General features: G+C 73.3%; 11 protein-coding genes and 1 pseudogene. 6 read left to right on the forward strand and 6 right to left on the reverse strand.

Annotated features, from left to right (window positions below; all coding sequences use genetic code 11):
• The 6 genes and pseudogenes from infB to EAO71_RS24510 form a co-directional block, all read left to right on the forward strand.
• Positions 1–2,664, forward strand: a 2,664-nt coding sequence (infB, locus tag EAO71_RS24485; protein ID WP_261992319.1) for a translation initiation factor IF-2, incomplete at its 5' end; no start/stop codon positions are given.
• Between the two features lie 141 nt (positions 2,665–2,805).
• Positions 2,806–3,099: a DUF503 domain-containing protein gene (locus tag EAO71_RS24490; RefSeq protein ID WP_147979959.1), complete on the forward strand. Its 294-nt coding sequence runs from the start codon at positions 2,806–2,808 to the stop codon at positions 3,097–3,099.
• A 58-nt stretch (positions 3,100–3,157) separates the two neighbouring features.
• On the forward strand, positions 3,158–3,607 hold the full coding sequence (rbfA, locus tag EAO71_RS24495; protein ID WP_147979960.1) for a 30S ribosome-binding factor RbfA: 450 nt from the start codon (positions 3,158–3,160) through the stop codon (positions 3,605–3,607).
• Positions 3,604–4,503: a tRNA pseudouridine(55) synthase TruB gene (gene truB / locus EAO71_RS24500; protein WP_147979961.1), complete on the forward strand. Its 900-nt coding sequence runs from the start codon at positions 3,604–3,606 to the stop codon at positions 4,501–4,503. Before rbfA ends, truB begins: the two co-directional genes overlap by 4 nt.
• Positions 4,504–4,718: 215 nt before the next feature.
• A pseudogene (locus EAO71_RS24505) lies at positions 4,719–8,290 on the forward strand (trypsin-like peptidase domain-containing protein).
• Positions 8,291–8,321: 31 nt separating this feature from the next.
• Positions 8,322–9,275 carry a bifunctional riboflavin kinase/FAD synthetase gene (locus tag EAO71_RS24510; protein WP_147979962.1) on the forward strand — a complete coding sequence of 318 codons (954 nt, stop codon included), beginning with the start codon at positions 8,322–8,324 and terminating at the stop codon, positions 9,273–9,275.
• A 79-nt stretch (positions 9,276–9,354) separates the two neighbouring features.
• Here the strand turns inward: EAO71_RS24510 and EAO71_RS24515 are convergent, their stop codons facing one another.
• The 6 genes from EAO71_RS24515 to EAO71_RS24540 all read right to left on the reverse strand — a co-directional run.
• Positions 9,355–10,443, reverse strand: a complete 1,089-nt coding sequence (locus EAO71_RS24515; protein ID WP_147979963.1) for an ABC transporter ATP-binding protein — start codon at positions 10,441–10,443, stop codon at positions 9,355–9,357.
• Positions 10,440–11,405, reverse strand: a complete 966-nt coding sequence (locus EAO71_RS24520) for an ABC transporter ATP-binding protein (protein ID WP_147979964.1) — start codon at positions 11,403–11,405, stop codon at positions 10,440–10,442. Before EAO71_RS24520 ends, EAO71_RS24515 begins: the two co-directional genes overlap by 4 nt.
• Positions 11,402–12,292: an ABC transporter permease gene (locus tag EAO71_RS24525; RefSeq protein WP_147979965.1), complete on the reverse strand. Its 891-nt coding sequence runs from the start codon at positions 12,290–12,292 to the stop codon at positions 11,402–11,404. The genes EAO71_RS24520 and EAO71_RS24525 overlap by 4 nt, the downstream gene beginning before the upstream one ends.
• Entirely contained in the window at positions 12,289–13,350 is a 1,062-nt protein-coding gene (locus EAO71_RS24530; protein ID WP_147979966.1) for an ABC transporter permease, read from the reverse strand. The genes EAO71_RS24525 and EAO71_RS24530 overlap by 4 nt, the downstream gene beginning before the upstream one ends.
• Positions 13,351–13,352: 2 nt before the next feature.
• Positions 13,353–15,206, reverse strand: a complete 1,854-nt coding sequence (locus EAO71_RS24535; protein ID WP_147979967.1) for an ABC transporter substrate-binding protein — start codon at positions 15,204–15,206, stop codon at positions 13,353–13,355.
• Between the two features lie 180 nt (positions 15,207–15,386).
• Positions 15,387–16,974 (reverse strand): MinD/ParA family ATP-binding protein (locus tag EAO71_RS24540; protein ID WP_261992320.1); only part of this gene is annotated, 1,588 nt, incomplete at its 5' end.

Here is a 16,974-nt window from a genome sequence, read left to right on the forward strand (position 1 = left end):
GCCCCCGAGTTCACCGCGCCCCCGGCCGCTCCGGCAGCCGGTCAGCGTTCCGGTGGCGGTGCGGCGCGTCCGCAGGGCCAGGGTGCCCCGCGTCCCGGCCAGCAGTCTCCGCGTCCGCAGGGCCAGGGTGCCCCGCGTCCGCAGGGTCAGGGTGCGCCGCGTCCGGGCGCCCGTCCGGCCGGTCCCCGTCCGGGCAACAACCCCTTCACGTCGGGTGGCTCCACCGGAATGGCGCGCCCGCAGGCGCCCCGTCCGGGTGGCGGTGCCCCGCGTCCCGGCGGCCCCGGTGCCGTTCCGGGTGCCCCGCGTCCGCAGGGCGGACCCGGCGGCGCGCCGCGTTCCGGCGGCCCCGGTGCCCCGGGCGGCGCGCGTCCCACCCCCGGTGGCATGCCGCGTCCGCAGGCTCCCCGTCCGGGCGGCGCGCCCGGCGGTAACCGTCCGAACCCGGGCATGATGCCGCAGCGTCCCGCTGCCGGCCCGCGTCCCGGTCCTGGCGGTCGTGGTCCCGGTGGCCCCGGCGGTCGTCCCGCGGGTGGCGGCGGCGGCGGTCGTCCCGGCGGCGGCTTCGCCGGTCGTCCGGCCGGTCCCGGCGGTGGCGGCGGCGGCTTCGCCGGTCGTCCCGGCGGTCCCGGCGGTGGCGGCGGCGGTCGTCCCGGCGGTCCCGGTGGCGGCGGCGGCTTCGGCGGTCGTCCCGGCGGCTTCGGTGGCCGTCCCGGTGGCCCCGGTGGCCGTGGTGGCACGCAGGGCGCCTTCGGCCGTCCCGGCGGTCCCGCGCGTCGTGGTCGCAAGTCGAAGCGGCAGAGGCGCCAGGAGTACGAGGCCATGCAGGCCCCGTCGGTCGGCGGCGTGATGCTGCCTCGCGGCAACGGCGAGACCATTCGCCTGTCGCGCGGTGCCTCCCTCACCGACTTCGCCGAGAAGATCGGCGCCAACCCGGCGTCGCTCGTCGCGGTGATGATGAACCTCGGCGAGATGGTCACGGCCACGCAGTCCGTCTCCGACGACACGCTGCAGATGCTCGGCGACGAGATGAACTACACGGTTCAGATCGTCAGCCCGGAGGAGGAGGACCGCGAGCTCCTCGAGTCCTTCGACATCGAGTTCGGCGAGGACGAGGGCGGCGAAGAGGCTCTGGTCTCCCGTCCGCCGGTCGTCACCGTCATGGGTCACGTCGACCACGGTAAGACCCGACTGCTCGACGCGATCCGCAAGACGAACGTCGTCGCGGGCGAGGCCGGTGGCATCACCCAGCACATCGGTGCCTACCAGGTCGGCACCGAGGTCAACGGTGAAGAGCGCAAGATCACCTTCATCGACACCCCGGGTCACGAGGCGTTCACCGCCATGCGTGCCCGTGGTGCGAAGTCGACCGACATCGCGATCCTCGTGGTGGCGGCCAACGACGGTGTGATGCCTCAGACGATCGAGGCGCTGAACCACGCCAAGGCGGCCGACGTGCCGATCGTGGTCGCGGTCAACAAGATCGACGTCGAGGGCGCGGACCCGACCAAGGTCCGTGGTCAGCTGACCGAGTTCGGTCTGGTGGCCGAGGAGTACGGCGGCGACACGATGTTCGTCGACATCTCCGCCAAGCAGGGTCTGAACATCGACTCGCTGCTCGAGGCCGTCGTCCTCACCGCCGACGCCTCGCTCGACCTGCGGGCCAACCCGGAGCAGGACGCGCAGGGTATTGCGATCGAGTCCCACCTCGACCGCGGTCGTGGTGCCGTCTCGACCGTCCTGGTCCAGCGCGGAACGCTGCGCATCGGCGACACCGTGGTGGTCGGCGACGCGTACGGCCGCGTCCGGGCGATGCTCGACGACAAGGGCAACAACGTCGAGGAGGCGACCCCGTCGACTCCCGTCCTGGTGCTCGGTCTCACCAACGTGCCGGGTGCCGGCGACAACCTTCTGGTGGTCGACGAGGACCGTACGGCCCGTCAGATCGCCGAGAAGCGCGCTGCGCGTGAGCGCAACGCCGCCTTCGCCAAGCGCGTCCGCCGGGTGTCCCTCGAGGACCTCGACAAGGTGCTCAAGGCCGGTCTGGTCCAGGAACTCAACCTCATCATCAAGGGCGACGCGTCCGGTGCGGTCGAGGCTCTCGAGTCCTCGCTGCTCCAGCTCGACGTCGGTGAAGAGGTCGACATCCGGGTCCTGCACCGTGGTGTGGGTGCGGTCACCGAGTCCGACATCGACCTGGCGATGGGCTCCGACGCCATCGTCATCGGCTACAACGTCCGTGCGGCCGGCCGTGCCGCGCAGATGGCGGAGCGCGAGGGCGTCGACGTCCGGTACTACTCGGTGATCTACCAGGCCATCGAGGAGATCGAGGCGGCCCTCAAGGGTCTCCTCAAGCCGGAGTACGAAGAGGTCGAGCTCGGTACGGCGGAGATCCGCGAGGTCTTCCGCTCGTCCAAGCTGGGCAACATCGCCGGTGTCCTCATCCGCTCCGGCGAGGTCAAGCGCAACACCAAGGCGCGCCTCGTCCGCGACGGCAAGGTCATCGCCGAGGACCTCACGATCCACGGTCTGCGCCGCTTCAAGGACGACGTCACCGAGATCCGCGAAGGCTTCGAGGGTGGTATCAACCTCGGAAACTTCAACGACATCAAGATCGACGACGTCATCGCGACGTACGAGATGCGCGAGAAGCCGCGCGTCTGATCGCAGCAGTGAGCCGGGGCCGGTCGGCGGAAACTATTCCGTCGATCGGCCCCGGCCGTTGCGTGTACGGTCGGTTCCGATGTCCCCGCCGAGTGGTCGGCGGGGCCACTGAACCCGAACCGGCGGGACATCCGGACATACATGTATGTGGGGACACTGTCCTTCGATCTGCTCCTCGGCGACGTACGGTCGCTGAAGGAGAAGCGCTCCGTCGTCAAGCCGATCGTCGCCGAGCTCCAGCGGAAGTTCGGGCTGAGCGTGGCGGAGGTCGGCGACCAGAACCTCCATCGACGGGCCCGGATCGGCGTCGCGATGGTCTCGGGGGATCCCGGGCACCTGAGCGGCGTGCTGGACCGGTGCGAGCGCCTGGTCGCCGCCCGGCCCGAGGTGGAACTGCTGTCGGTTCGACGCAGGCTCCACACCGACGAAGACTGAACCTGAGCACCACGAGAAGTACGAGTCGTACGAGAAGTACGAAAGAGGAGAAGGACCAGTGGCCGACAACGCGCGGGCGAAGAAGCTGGCGGACCTCATCCGGGAGGTGGTCGCCGAGAAGCTGCAGCGCGGCATCAAGGACCCGCGCCTGGGTACGCACGTGACCATCACGGACACCCGCGTCACCGGTGACCTGCGGGAGGCCACGGTCTTCTACACGGTCTACGGCGACGACGAGGAGCGGGCCAGCGCCGCAGCGGGCCTGGAGAGCGCCAAGGGCATCCTGCGGTCCGCCGTCGGTGCCGCGGCCGGGACGAAGTTCACCCCGACGCTGACCTTCGTCGCGGACGCCCTTCCGGAGACCGCCAAGACGATCGAGGACCTCCTCGACAAGGCGCGGGCCTCGGACGCCAAGGTGCGGGAGGCGTCCTCGGGCGCCGCCTACGCCGGCGAGGCCGACCCGTACCGCAAGCCGGACGAGGACGAGGACGGCACGACCGCCGAATGAGCACGCAGAACAAGACGCCCGACGGCCTTGTCATCGTCGACAAGCCGTCGGGCTTCACCTCGCACGATGTCGTGGCCAAGATGCGCGGGATCGCCAGGACCCGTCGCGTCGGCCACGCCGGCACGCTCGACCCCATGGCCACGGGCGTCCTCGTCCTCGGCGTGGAGCGGGCGACCAAGCTGCTCGGTCACCTCGCGCTGACCGAGAAGGAGTACCTCGGCACCATCCGGCTCGGCCAGACCACGATCACCGACGACGCCGAGGGTGAGATCACCGCCTCCGTGGACGCGTCCGGGGTCACCCGCGAAGGCATCGACGCGGGCGTGGCCGAACTGACCGGCGCCATCATGCAGGTGCCGTCGAAGGTCTCCGCCATCAAGATCGACGGCAAGCGCTCGTACGCGCGGGTGCGCGGCGGCGAGGAGTTCGAGATCCCGGCCCGCCCGGTGACCGTCTTCTCCTTCCGGGTCTACGACGTCCGGGAGGCCGTCGCCGAGGACGGCACCCCGGTCGTCGACCTGATCGTCTCGGTGGTGTGCTCCTCCGGCACGTACATCCGGGCCCTCGCCCGGGACCTCGGCGCGGGACTCGGCGTGGGCGGGCATCTGACCGCCCTGCGCCGCACCCGGGTCGGCCCGTACAAGCTGGACGCCGCGAAGACCCTCGACCAGCTCCAGGAGGAGCTGACCGTCATGCCGGTCGCCGAGGCCGCCTCGGCGGCGTTCCCCCGCTGGGACGTCGACGAGAAGCGGGCCCGGCTGCTGCTGAACGGGGTCCGTCTGGAGATGCCGGCGTACCCGCCGGGTCCGGTCGCGGTCTTCGGCCCCGAGGGCGGACTGCTCGCCCTGGTCGAGGAGCAGAAGGGCAAGGCCAAGAGCCTGGCCGTCTTCGGCTGACGCTCTCCGCCGTCCTCGGCTCACCTCGCCGTCTCTTCGTGGGGGCGGGCACGCACGCGTGCCCGCCCCCACGCCCCCCTCGGAGGACTGTCTGTCCACCGCAGCCGCCCGCCTCACCCGTTCGGGCAGGCGCTCGGAGTGAACCGGGGGAGCGCACGGGGCGCTTTCGAGGTCCGCGCTTCTCCCGGTGATCACCGCCGACCTAACGTCGACCCATGGGAAGCGGGGACCTGGCGACGCTGGTACGGATCTGCGATCCGGCGGGCCTGCCCCGGGGCATAGGGTTCCTCGCCGACGACCGCGGCACCGTCGTCACCGCCCACGAGGTCGTCGACGGCCTCTCCCGGGTCGTCGTGCACGCCCCCGGCGACCGGACGTGCCTCGCCGCGGCGGCGGCCGTCACCCCGCTGCCCGAACACGGCCTCGCCCTGGTGCGGACCGAAGGGCTCGGCGTCCCCCCGCTGCCGATCGCGCAGCGGCCCGCGGCCGAACCCGGCGACTACGTCCTGATCGCCGCCCACGGCTGGCGGGAGGCCCGGGTCCTCGGCACCGGTCCCGCCACCTACACGGCCGCCGGCCGCGGCCACCTGATCGGCGAAGCGCTCGCCCTGGCCGTCGGCACCGAAGGCGCCGAAGCGCTGCGGCCCGGCGGCCGGGGGGCGGGCGGACCCGTCCTGGACGCCGCCACCGGCGCCGTCCTCGGCGTCCTCGGGACGGCGCTGCACGGCGACCGGCCGGCCGCCGGACACGCGGTCCCGCCGGCCGCCGCCCGGCCGCTGGCGGCGCTGCTCCGGCACAACGCCGCCACCGTCCCCTGCTACGGACGCGACCTGAACCTGGCCGGCGTCCTGGAGCTCACCGCCACCTGCACCGCCCTCGCCACCGCCGGCGGCACGGGAGCCGCGGGCGACGCCCCCGGTCACCGGACCGCCGACAGCGCCCCGCAGCCGTGGCCCGCACCCGTCGAACGGGCCGACTGCACGGGGGCGTTGGCCGCCTTCGCCGCGTCCCGGACCCCGGTCCTCGCCCTCGTCGGCGTCCCCGGCAGCGGGCGGACCACCGCCCTCGCGGCCCACTGCGCCCACCGGGCACGCGGAGCGGAGCCCGCCCCCACCGTCTGGCTGCGGGGCGCCGACCTGCGCACCGAGGACGACACGGTCGCCACCGCCGTCGGCCGCGCCCTGGAACGGGCCGGCCGGATCGTCGCCGCCTCCGGCGCGCGCGGCGACCTCACGACCGCCACCCCCGAACGCGTGGCCGCCCTCGCCCGGGACGCCGGCCGACCGCTGCTGGTCGTCCTCGACGGCCCGGAGGAGATGCCGCCCGCCCTCGCCGCCCGCCTCGCCGCGTGGACGCGCGGGACCGAACGCTGGCTCCGCGCCCACGACGTCCGCCTGCTCCTCGGCTGCCGACCGGAGCACTGGGAACAGGCCCGGCCGCTCTACGGGCCCGGCGGCGCCGGCGACCCCGTCCTCCTCGGCGACCTGTCCGAGGAGGAGGCACGGACCGCGCGGGAGCGCTACGGGCTCTCCGACGCCGATCTCGCCGCCGAGGACGCCAGGCACCCGCTCGCGCTACGGCTGCTCGCCGAGGTACGGGCGGCACTGCCCGCGGACGTGCCGGGCCGGCCGGGCCGCACGGAGATCCTCACCGCACACCTCGACCTGGTGTGCCTGCGGATCGCGGTCCGGATCGCCGCGGCCCGCCACCCCGTCCCGCGCGGCGCCGCCGTGCGCCGGCTCGCGGCGAGGGTCTCGGGACAGGTCCACGAGGCCGCGCGCCGTTGCCTCGGCCCCGGACAGGGCGCGCTCGACCGCGCGTCCTTCGAGACGCTCTTCCCGTGGAGCACGGGCTGGGCCCCGGCCGTCCTGGCCGAGGGCCTCCTCGTGCCGGCGGGCGACGGCTACCGCTTCGGACACGAGGAACTCGCCGACCGGCTCCAGGGCGCGCACCTGGACGTCGACGGCGCCCTGGACGCCCTGGTCCACCGCGGCAGGACCGCGGTCGCGGACAGGCCCCCGTGCGCCGCTCCCGTCCCGCGCCACCGGATCGGCCCGGTCCTGCAGGCCCTGCTCCAGCTCGCCAGGGACGACGGCACCGCGGCGCTCGTGCCCCGGCTGGCGGCCCTGGCCGAATCCCTGGACCGCTGCGCGGACTCCGACCTCGGCGGCACCGACGAGGCGTGGTGGGCGGCCCGCCTGCTGGCCGGGACCCTGCTCGGGCTGCCCGACCCCAGGCCCTGCCTGCCGGTCCTGCGCCTCCTGGCGGACCGGATCGGCCGCGGGAGGCCGGAACTCCCGACGGTCCCGCAGCCGCGCGGCCCCGTCGCGGTCCCGCCCGCCGGGCCCGGCACGCCGGCCCCCGCCCCCGGACCGCCCGGGGTGTTAGCCTCCTTCGGCCCCTCGTTCTGGGAGGCGCTGCGCCTCGGCGAGGACGAACGGATGGACCTGCTGCGGCGCCTGGTGACCGCCGACCCCCCGCCCGGCGGCCCGGCCGGCCCGGCCCGCTACCTGGACACCGTGGCCGCCCGGCTGGCCGCCCGGCCCCGGGACGTGCAGCCGGCGCTCTGCCGCTGGTTCGCCGACGTACGGGCGCTGCCCGCGGCCCCGCACGCCACGGTCGCGACCGCCGCCCAGGCTCTGCTCCACACCCACCGCCGGCTCGCCGTCGACGACCTGTGCGAGGCACTCGTCGCCACCGCGCACCCACTGGCCGAAGGGCTGCTCGCCGCGCTCGCCGAGGACGAGCCGGCCGCCGTGGCCCGGGCCGTCGACCGCTGGGCGCACGACGACGGCCGCCCGGAGCGGCGTGCGGCAGCGGCGGCGTACGGCGGCCTCGTCGCCGGACACGTCACGACCGGACCCGACCGCGAGCTCCTGCGCTACGCCGCGCTCGCCCTGCTCGCGCGGCCCGGCGATCCCGCCCTGCACGGCCCCGCCCTCGGTCTGCTGGTCCGCGACCCGCACAGCCGTCCCCGCCACCTGGCGCGGGCGCTGGCGGATCCGACGGTCCCGGCGGCGGCGCTCGCCGCCGCGCTCGCCACCCACCCCGAGCCGGTCCTCGCCGCCTTCCGCGACCGCCTCGACACCGGCGGGCCCGAGCGGGCGGACGAGGTGCTGCGCGTCCTCGCCCGCCTCACCACGCCCGCCCTCGCCCGCCGGTGTCGAGGCGGTCGCGGAACGCCCTCGCCCGCCGGGCCGCCGCCCTCGTCCGCGACCACGTCGGCCGCCACCCCGAGGACGCCGGACCGGTCGCCGCCTTCGTCGACCGCCGCCTGGAGGACGGCCCCACCGCCCGAGCCGTCCTGTTCCCCCTGGTCACGGGCCTGATCCTGGGACATCCGGCCGAGGTCCGGTGCGCCCTGGCGCCCGTCCTCGCCGCGCCCGGCACCGGTGCCTCCCGGCTCCTGCGGGCCGAGCTCCTCGACGTGCTCCTGCACTTCGAGTACGACCGGACGCGGGATCCCGCCGTCCTCGACGCCCTGCTGCGTGCCGCCGCCCTCGACTGCGAGCGCCGCACGGAAGGCCGCACCCGGGACCTCGTCCACCGTGTCGGGCTGCTCCTCGTGCGCACCCCGCAGGGGGCCACCCGCTTCGACCGTCGCCTCGTCGAGCTCGCGCGCGAAGTGCCCCGTTTCGGCGCGCTGCTGGTGGGCTGGCTGTCGGCCGCCCCGGACGACTGGGCCCTGCTCGTCGGCCCGAGCACCCGCCGCACCCTGTCGGGCCTCGGCAGTTCCATGCCGATGCGAACGGACGGCCGGGGACATGGCAGTCTTAGACCTGCGTAATCGGCGAACAGGCGGATGAGGAGCGGTCACAGTGCAGCGCTGGCGTGGCTTGGAGGACATCCCCCAGGACTGGGGGCGCAGCGTCGTCACCATCGGCTCCTACGACGGTGTGCACCGCGGGCACCAGCTGATCATCGGACGGGCGGTGGAGCGCGCCCGCGAGCTGGGCGTCCCCGCGGTCGTCGTCACCTTCGACCCGCACCCCTCCGAGGTGGTGCGGCCCGGCAGCCACCCGCCGCTGCTCGCCCCGCACCACCGGCGCGCGGAGCTCATGGCGGAGCTGGGCGTCGACGCGGTGCTGATCCTGCCCTTCACGGCCGAGTTCTCGCAGCTGTCCCCGGCGGACTTCATCGTGAAGGTCCTGGTCGACAAGCTGCACGCGAAGGCCGTCATCGAGGGCCCGAACTTCCGCTTCGGGCACCGCGCGGCCGGCAACGTCGCCTTCCTGACGGAACTGGGCGCGACCTACGACTACGAGGTCGAGGTCATCGACCTCTACGTGAGCGGCACCGCGGGCGGCGGGGACCCGTTCTCCTCCACGCTCACCCGCCGACTGGTCGCCGAGGGCGACATGGCGGGCGCCGCCGAGATCCTCGGCCGGCCGCACCGCGTCGAGGGCGTGGTCGTGCGCGGCGCGCAGCGGGGCCGCGAGCTCGGCTTCCCGACCGCCAACGTCGAGACCCTGCCGCACACGGCGATCCCGGCGGACGGCGTGTACGCCGGCTGGCTGACGGCCGACGGCGAGCGGATGCCGGCGGCGATCTCGGTCGGCACGAACCCCCAGTTCAACGGCACCGAGCGGACCGTCGAGGCGTACGCCATCGACCGTGAGGGGCTCGACCTGTACGGCCTGCACGTGGCCGTGGACTTCCTCGCCTACGTCCGGGGGATGCTGAAGTTCGACACCCTGGACGACCTGCTCGTCGCCATGGCGGCGGACGTCAAGCGGTGCCGCGAGCTGACCGAGGCCTACGACCTGCGGTAAGGGCTGTCCCGTCCGGGCGGACCGGGCCCCCGGGCCACCCGCCCGCCGGACGCACGGCGGGCGGCCGTCTCGGCCCCGCTCAGCTCCCGGCGGCCGCCCAGTGGCAGGCCGCGTCGCGTGTCCCGTCGCCGGACAGGACCGGCAGGGCCTCGCCCCGGCAGCGGTCCGCGACCGCGGCCGCCCGGCCCGAGGCCAGGACGTGGCAGCGGGCGTGGAACCGGCAGCCGGACGGGATACGGGACGGGTCCGGCGGCTCGCCCGTCAGGATCACCGGTTCCGTCCCCGACTCGGGCAGCACCGACAGCAGGGCCTGCGTGTACGGGTGCCGAGGGGACGTCAGGACCGACTCCACGGTCCCGGTCTCCACGATCCGCCCCAGGTACATCACCGCCACCCGGTCCGCGATGTTCCAGGCCAGGCCCAGATCGTGCGTCACCACCAGCGCCGACAGCCCCAGTTCGTCCCGCAGGCGCAGCAGCAGCGCCAGGATCTCGCCCCGCACCGACGCGTCCAGCGATGCCACCGGCTCGTCCGCGACGATCAGTTCGGGCTCCAGCACCAGGGCGCCCGCGATGACGACCCGCTGCCGCTGCCCGCCGGACAGCTCGTGCGGATAGCGCAGGAAGAAGCGCTCCGGCGGGCGCAGACCGGCCCGCGCCAGCGCCCCGGCCACGGCCTCCCGCTCGTCCCCCTGACAGCCGTGGATGCGCAGCCCCTCCGCCACCGCCTCGTAGACCGTGTGCCGCGGGTTGAGCGAGCCACTGGGGTCCTGGAGGACGAGCTGGGCCCGCTTGCGGTACGCCTTCAGGGCGCGGGAGGTGTACGACAGCGGCTCGCCGGCGAAGGTGATCCCGCCGGACGTCGGCGGGACCAGCCCGAGGAGCGAGCGCGCCAGCGTCGTCTTGCCGCAGCCGGACTCGCCGACCAGGGCCACGATCTCGCCCGCGCCGATGTCCAGGTCCACCCCGTCCACGGCCCGCGCGGCCGGCGCTCCGCGCCGTCCGGGGAAGGTGACGTGCAGTCCGGACGCCGACAGCAGCGGGCTCGTCACCCGGTCCCCGTCCGCGCCCGCCCGCGGAGCCGGCCCGGTCCTCTCCGGGGCCGGTTCCGCGTCCCGCGAAGGCCTCACGGGCTCCGAGGCCGAGGCGTCCGACACCACCGTGCTCATGACGTACTCCCGACGTGTACGCAGGCCGCCCGGCGCTCCGCGCCCGCTGCCCGCAGCTCCTGGTCCCGCTCGCCGCACTCCTCCACCGCCACCGGACAGCGCGGGTGGAACGAGCAGCCGGCGGGCAGGTCCGCCGGGTCCGGCGGATCGCCCGGCAGCCCCCGCGGCGCCCGCCGGGACGCCGGGTCGCCGATCCGGGGGAAGGCCGAGGACAGCGCCCGCCCGTAGGGGTGCTGCGCGGCCTCGTACACCTCCCGCGCCGGGCCCTCCTCGACCACCCGGCCCGCGTACATCACCGCGAGCCGGTCGCAGGTCTCGGCGAGCACGGCCAGGTCGTGGCTGATCATCAGCAGGCTGATGTCCTCGTCGGCGACCAGCCGCTCGATCAGCCGAAGGATCTGCGCCTGGATCATCACGTCCAGCGCGGTCGTCGGCTCGTCGGCCACGATCAGCCGGGGATCGCAGGCCAGCGCCATCGCGATCATCACCCGCTGACGCTGCCCGCCCGAGAGCTCGTGCGGGTACGCCTGTGCCCGGGACACCGGCAGTCCCACCTGTTCCAGGAGCGCGCCGACCCGCTCGCGCGCGGCGGCCGGGGTCGCCCGCCCGTGCACGAGCAGCGGCTCGGCGATCTGGTCCCCGATCCGCTGCACCGCGTTCAGCGAGTGCATCGCGCCCTGGAAGACGATCGACGCCCCCGCCCAGCGCACCGCCCGCAGCCGGCCCCACTTCATCGCCAGCACGTCCTCGCCGTCGAGCAGGATCTCGCCGGTCAGCCGGGCCGTGGGCGGCAGCAGCCGCAGCATCGCCAGCGCCATCGTCGACTTGCCGCAGCCGGACTCGCCGGCCACACCGAGCTTGGTTCCCGGCGCCAGGGTCAGGTCGACGCCGCGCACGGCGGGGACGGCGGACCCTCCCGTGCCGTACGTCACGGTCAGATTCCGTACTTCGAGGAGGCTCAACGCCCCACCCCCAGCTTCGGGTTGAGAACGGCCTCGATGGCCCGTCCGCACAGCGTGAAGGCGAGCGCCACCAGGGCGATCGCGATCCCGGGCGGGGCCAGGTACCACCAGTGGCCGGAGGAGACCGCGCCCGCCTCCCGGGCGTCCTGGAGCATGCCGCCCCAGGACACCACCGTCGGGTCGCCCAGGCCGAGGAAGGCCAGCGTCGCCTCGGTGAGGATCGCGGTGGAGATGCCCAGCGTCGTCTGCGCGAGCACCAGCGGCATGACGTTGGGCAGCACGTGCCGGGTCATGACGTGCCCGTGCCCGCCGCCCAGGGCGGTGGCCCGTTCGATGTACGGCCGGGACTCCACCGCGATCGTCTGCGCGCGCACCAGCCGGGCGGTGGTCGGCCAGCTCGTGACGCCGATCGCCAGGATGACCGTCCACATGGACCGGTCCATGACCGTGGCGAGCACGATCGCGAGGACGAGCGTCGGCATGACCAGGAACCAGTCGGTGACACGCATGACGACGGTGGAGAACCAGCCGCCGTAATGGCCCGCGATGATCCCGACCAGGGTGCCGATGGCGACCGACAGGGTCGCCGCGAGCAGTCCCACCAGCAGGGAGATCCGCGCGCCCCAGATCAGCAGTCCGAGCAGGGACCGGCCGAACTGGTCCGTACCGAGCGGGAACTCGGCGCTCGGCGACTCCAGCGCGGTGCCGGGGGCGTTCGTCACCGACTGCACGTCGGCGCCGACGGTCAGCGGGGCCGTGACCGCCAGCAGGGCGATCAGGGCGAGTCCCGCCAGGCCGTACAGGCCGGCACGGTGACCGCGGTACTGCCGCCAGAAGCGGGACACGGCGTTCCTGCGCCGGGTCCATGTCAGAGAGGTCGTCGTCATCGGCCCACCCGGGGGTCGAGCAGCGGATAGAGCAGGTCGGCGATCAGGTTCATCAGGATCATCGCGCCGGCGAAGACCACGAACAGGCCCTGGACGAGTGGCAGGTCCGGCACGCTGAGCGCCTGGTAGAACAGGCCGCCGAGGCCGGGCCACGAGAAGACCGTCTCGACCAGGATCGATCCGGCCGCCACGTGCCCCAGGTTGATGAAGACCATCGTCACCGTCGGCAGGAGCGCGTTGGGCACCGCGTGCCGGCGCCGGACGACGTCGTCGCGCAGGCCCTTGGCCCGTGCCGTCGTCAGGTAGTCGCTGCCCATCTCGTCCAGCAACGAGGAGCGCATCACGAGCAGCGTCTGGGCGTAGCCGACGGCGACCAGGGTGACCACCGGCAGGACCAGGTGGTGGGCGACGTCGAGCGCGTACGCGAAGCCCGTCTCGCCGGTCCCCGACTCCATGCCGCCGGTCGGGAAGAGGCCCGGGATCGGGCCGGCGCCGACGGAGAAGACGATGATCAGCAGCAGGCCCAGCCAGAACGACGGCACGGACCACAGGGTCAGCGCGAGGCCGGTGTTCACCCGGTCGCCGAGCCCGCCGTGGTTCCAGGCGGAGCGGGTGCCGAGCCAGAGCCCGAGCGCCGAGTAGACGAGGACGGCCACGCCGGTCAGCAGCAGCGTCGCGGGGAGCTTCTGCGCGATCAGCTCGCCGACCGGGGCGTGGAACTGGTACGAGGTGCCGAGATCGCCGCTCAGCGCCTTGGTGCAGTACTCGGCGAACTGCTGCCACAGCGGCAGGTCGAGCCCGAACTGCCGGCGCAGGGTCGCCAGCTGTTCGGCCGAGGTCGGGATGCCGTGCGTCATCGCCTTGACCGGGTCACCGGGGACGATCCGGAACAGGAAGAAGCTGGTGACCAGCACGGCGAACAGCGAGACGGCCGCGCCGCCCAGCTTGCCCGCGACGTAGCGGAGGTAGTGGAGCGTCGTCCCGGTGCGAGAGGCGCCGTCCGTGGCGCGGACCGGTTCGGTCCGCGCCACGTCGGCGGGGGTGCTTGCCGTCGTCACGACTACTCGCGGTCGTCGGCGGTGGAGCGGCGCCGCAGGCCGAGGAGGACGCCGAGACCGACCACGACCACCACGGCCGCGCCGATGCCCACGATCACTCCGGTGGAGGAGCCGCCGTCCGAGCCGGAACCGCCGGCCGAGGCCGTCGGCACGGCCGACCACCAGCTCCAGTAGCCGTCCTGGCCCCACAGGTTGCCCGCGGCCTCGGGCATCGTCGTGATCGACTTGATCTGGTCCGTTCGGTACGCCTCGAGGGCGTTCGGGTACGCCATGATGTTCATGTACCCGGTGTCGTACAGCCTGGACTGCATCTGCTTGACCAGATCCGCCCGCTTGGCGGCGTCGTACTCCACCGCCTGCTGCGCGTACAGCGTGTCGAACTGGCGGTCGCAGATGAAGTTGTCGGTGGCGCCGGAGTCCTTCGGCGTCGCCGGGAGGGTGCCGCAGGTGTGGATGGACAGCACGTAGTCCGGGTCCGGGTTCACCGACCAGCCGTCGAAGGCCAGGTCGTAGTCGCCCTTGAGCCAGGGGTCGCTGACGCTGTCGAGGCACTCGACCTTCAGGCCGATGCCGAGCTTGCCCCACCACTCCTGGAGGTACTTGCCGATCGCCTTGTCGTTCGGGTCGGTGGCGTGGCACAGGATCCGGAAGTCCAGCGGCCTGCCGTCCTTGCCGACGCGCTTGCCCGCGCCGTTCTTCCGGTATCCGGCCTGGTCGAGGACCTGCTCCGCCTTGGCGGGGTCGTAGGCCAGCTTCTGCGCGCCCTCGGGCTTCCAGAAGTAGGAGCCGAAGCGCGGCGGGATGTAGCCCTCGCCCTCGACGGCGTGGCCCTGGAAGACCTTGTCGACGATGGCGGTGCGGTCCACGGCGAGGAAGAGCGCCTTGCGGACGGCGGGGTCGAGCAGCGCCGGGTGGCCGTTGCCGAAGGTCTTGCCGTCCTTGGAGCGGGCGCCCGGGTTGGTGGCGATCGCGAAGAAGCGCCGGCCGGGGGCGTCGTTGACCTTGATGTTCTTCGCGGTCTTCAGCGCGTCGGCCTGAGCGGGGGTCAGGTTCGGTACGAAGGACACCTCGCCCTTCTGCAGCGCGGCGACGGCCGCGTCACCGTCCTTGTAGTACTTGAACACCAGCTCGTCGAACTTCGGTGCGCCGCGCCAGAAGGACTTGTTCGGCTTCAGCTTGATGTACTGGTCGACCTTGAAGTCCGTGATGACGTACGGGCCGTTGCCGACGATCGGGAACTGCTTGTCGTTGTTGAACTTCGAGAAGTCGCCGACCTTCTCCCAGACGTGCTTGGGCACGATCGGCACGTCGAGCGCCGTCATGGTCGCCTGAGGCTTCTTCAGCTCGATGACCAGTGTCTGCGGGTCGGGCGCGCTGACCTTCCTGAAGTTCGACGTGAAGCTGCCGTTGGCGGTGGCGGCGTTCTCGTCCGTCATCATCTTGGTGAAGGTCCAGGCCGCGTCCTCGGCGGTGGCCTGCTGCCCGTCGGACCACTTCGAGTCCTTGCGGATCGTGTAGGTCCAGGTCAGCTTGTCCGGGGACGACGTCCACGAGGTCGCCAGGCCCGGGATGGGCTTGGCGTCCTTCGGGTCGTAGTTCGTCAGGTACTCGTACGCCAACCGGTGGATGCTGGTCGAGGTGAGCTTCTGGGCGAGGAACGGGCTCAGCGAGTCGATGCTCTGAGAGACCGCCACGGTGAGCGTGTTGCCGCCGCTCTTGGCGTCGCCCTCGGCGGCCGGCGCGGCCTGGGCGGCCTGCGGTACCGCCGCCAGCGTGGTGGCGGTGACACCGGCGGCGAGGAGGAGTCGGACGAGTCTGCCTGGGGCGACCGGACGGGGTGGAACCTTCGTGACCATGACCATGGGACGTGACCTCGCGTCGTGGATCTTGGGGCGCCAACTGGTGAAGCGAAGGTCTATCAGCGGTGGCCGACATGCGTCAACGATGACTCAAACCCCTTGTGGGCTGCGGGAATGCGATGAGGCCCCGCATCGGGGAGCCGATGCGGGGCCTCATTGGTCCAGTCCTCTGACGCCTTACTGCTGAGGGGCTGGCGGAGCCTGCGGGGGTGCCTGCGGAGGCTGCTGCTGCGGCCATCCGGCGGGCGGCGCGGGAGTCTGCTGCTCCGCTTGCGGGTAGGGCTGCTGCTGCCAGCCCTGCGGCATTCCGGGCTGCCCCGGCTGCTGCGGAGTTGCGTACTGGCCGGGCTGGCCGGGCTGCGGCGGGTACGGCTGCTGCGGGGCCTGCGGGTGACCACCCGGGGCGCCGTACGGCTGCCCGGGCTGCGGGGCCTGGGGCGCGTACGGCTGCTGCTGCCCCGGCACGCCGTGCTGGCCGGGCTGCGGCGGGTACGGCTGCTGGCCGGGGTACGGCTGCGGCTGACCGGGCATCGGCGGGGCCATGTGCGGCGGCAGACCGCCCTGACCGTCGCCGGTCCACAGGCCCTGGGCCTGCTGCGCCCGCGCGAAGTCCTCCGCGACCATCGCCGACAGGTTGAAGTAGGCCTCGCGCGTCTTCGGCCGCATCATGTCGAGGTCGACCTCGGCGCCCGCGGACAGGTGCTCGTCGAACGGCACCACGACGACCCCGCGGCAGCGGGTCTGGAAGTGCTGCACGATGTCGTCGACCTTGATCATCTTGCCGGTCTCGCGGACACCCGAGATGACCGTGATCGAGCGCTGCACCAGCTCCGCGTACCCGTGTGCGGAGAGCCAGTCGAGCGTCGTCGAGGCACTGGACGCACCGTCGACGGACGGCGTCGAGATGATGATCAGCTGGTCGGCGAGGTCGAGCACACCGCGCATCGCGCTGTAGAGCAGACCGGTGCCCGAGTCGGTGAGGATGATCGGGTACTGCTTGCCCAGGACGTCGATCGCCCGCCGGTAGTCCTCGTCGTTGAAGGTCGTCGACACGGCCGGGTCCACGTCGTTGGCGATGATCTCCAGACCGCTGGGCGCCTGCGAGGTGAAGCGGCGGATGTCCATGTACGAGTTGAGGTACGGGATCGCCTGCACCAGGTCGCGGATGGTGGCCCCGGTCTCGCGCCGCACCCGGCGGCCGAGCGTGCCGGCGTCCGGGTTGGCGTCGATCGCCAGGATCTTGTCCTGCCGCTCGGTCGCCAGCGTCGAGCCCAGCGCGGTCGTCGTCGTGGTCTTGCCGACACCGCCCTTGAGGGAGATGACCGCGATCCGGTAGCAGGACAGGACGGGCGTGCGGATCAGGTCGAGCTTGCGCTGCCGCTCCGCCTCCTCCTTCTTGCCGCCGAGCTTGAACCGGGCCGAGGCGCCGGGGTTCCGGCTGGACTTGGCCTTCTGCTTGTTGTTGCGCAGCAGCCGGTCGGAGGACAGCTCCACGGCCGCGTTGTAGCCGAGCGGGGCACCCGGCACGGACCGCTCACGCTGGTCGTGCGTGACCGGCGTGGGCCAGGCGGCACCGGTCCGCGGATCGACCGGCGCCTGCGGCACGTCCTGGTGCGGCACGGGCGCCTGGTAGCCCGGGGCGGGCTGTCCGGGGACGAGGCAACGGCGCGCGGCCTCGTGGACCTGTCCCGAGACCCTCGCCGCGAGCCGGCGCACGGCGGCGCCGCGCGGGACGGGGTGGCGGGCCGCGGCGATCCGGACCGCG

This window comes from Streptomyces sp. MS191, assembly GCF_008042125.1.
Classification (GTDB): Bacteria; Actinomycetota; Actinomycetes; order Streptomycetales; family Streptomycetaceae; genus Streptomyces.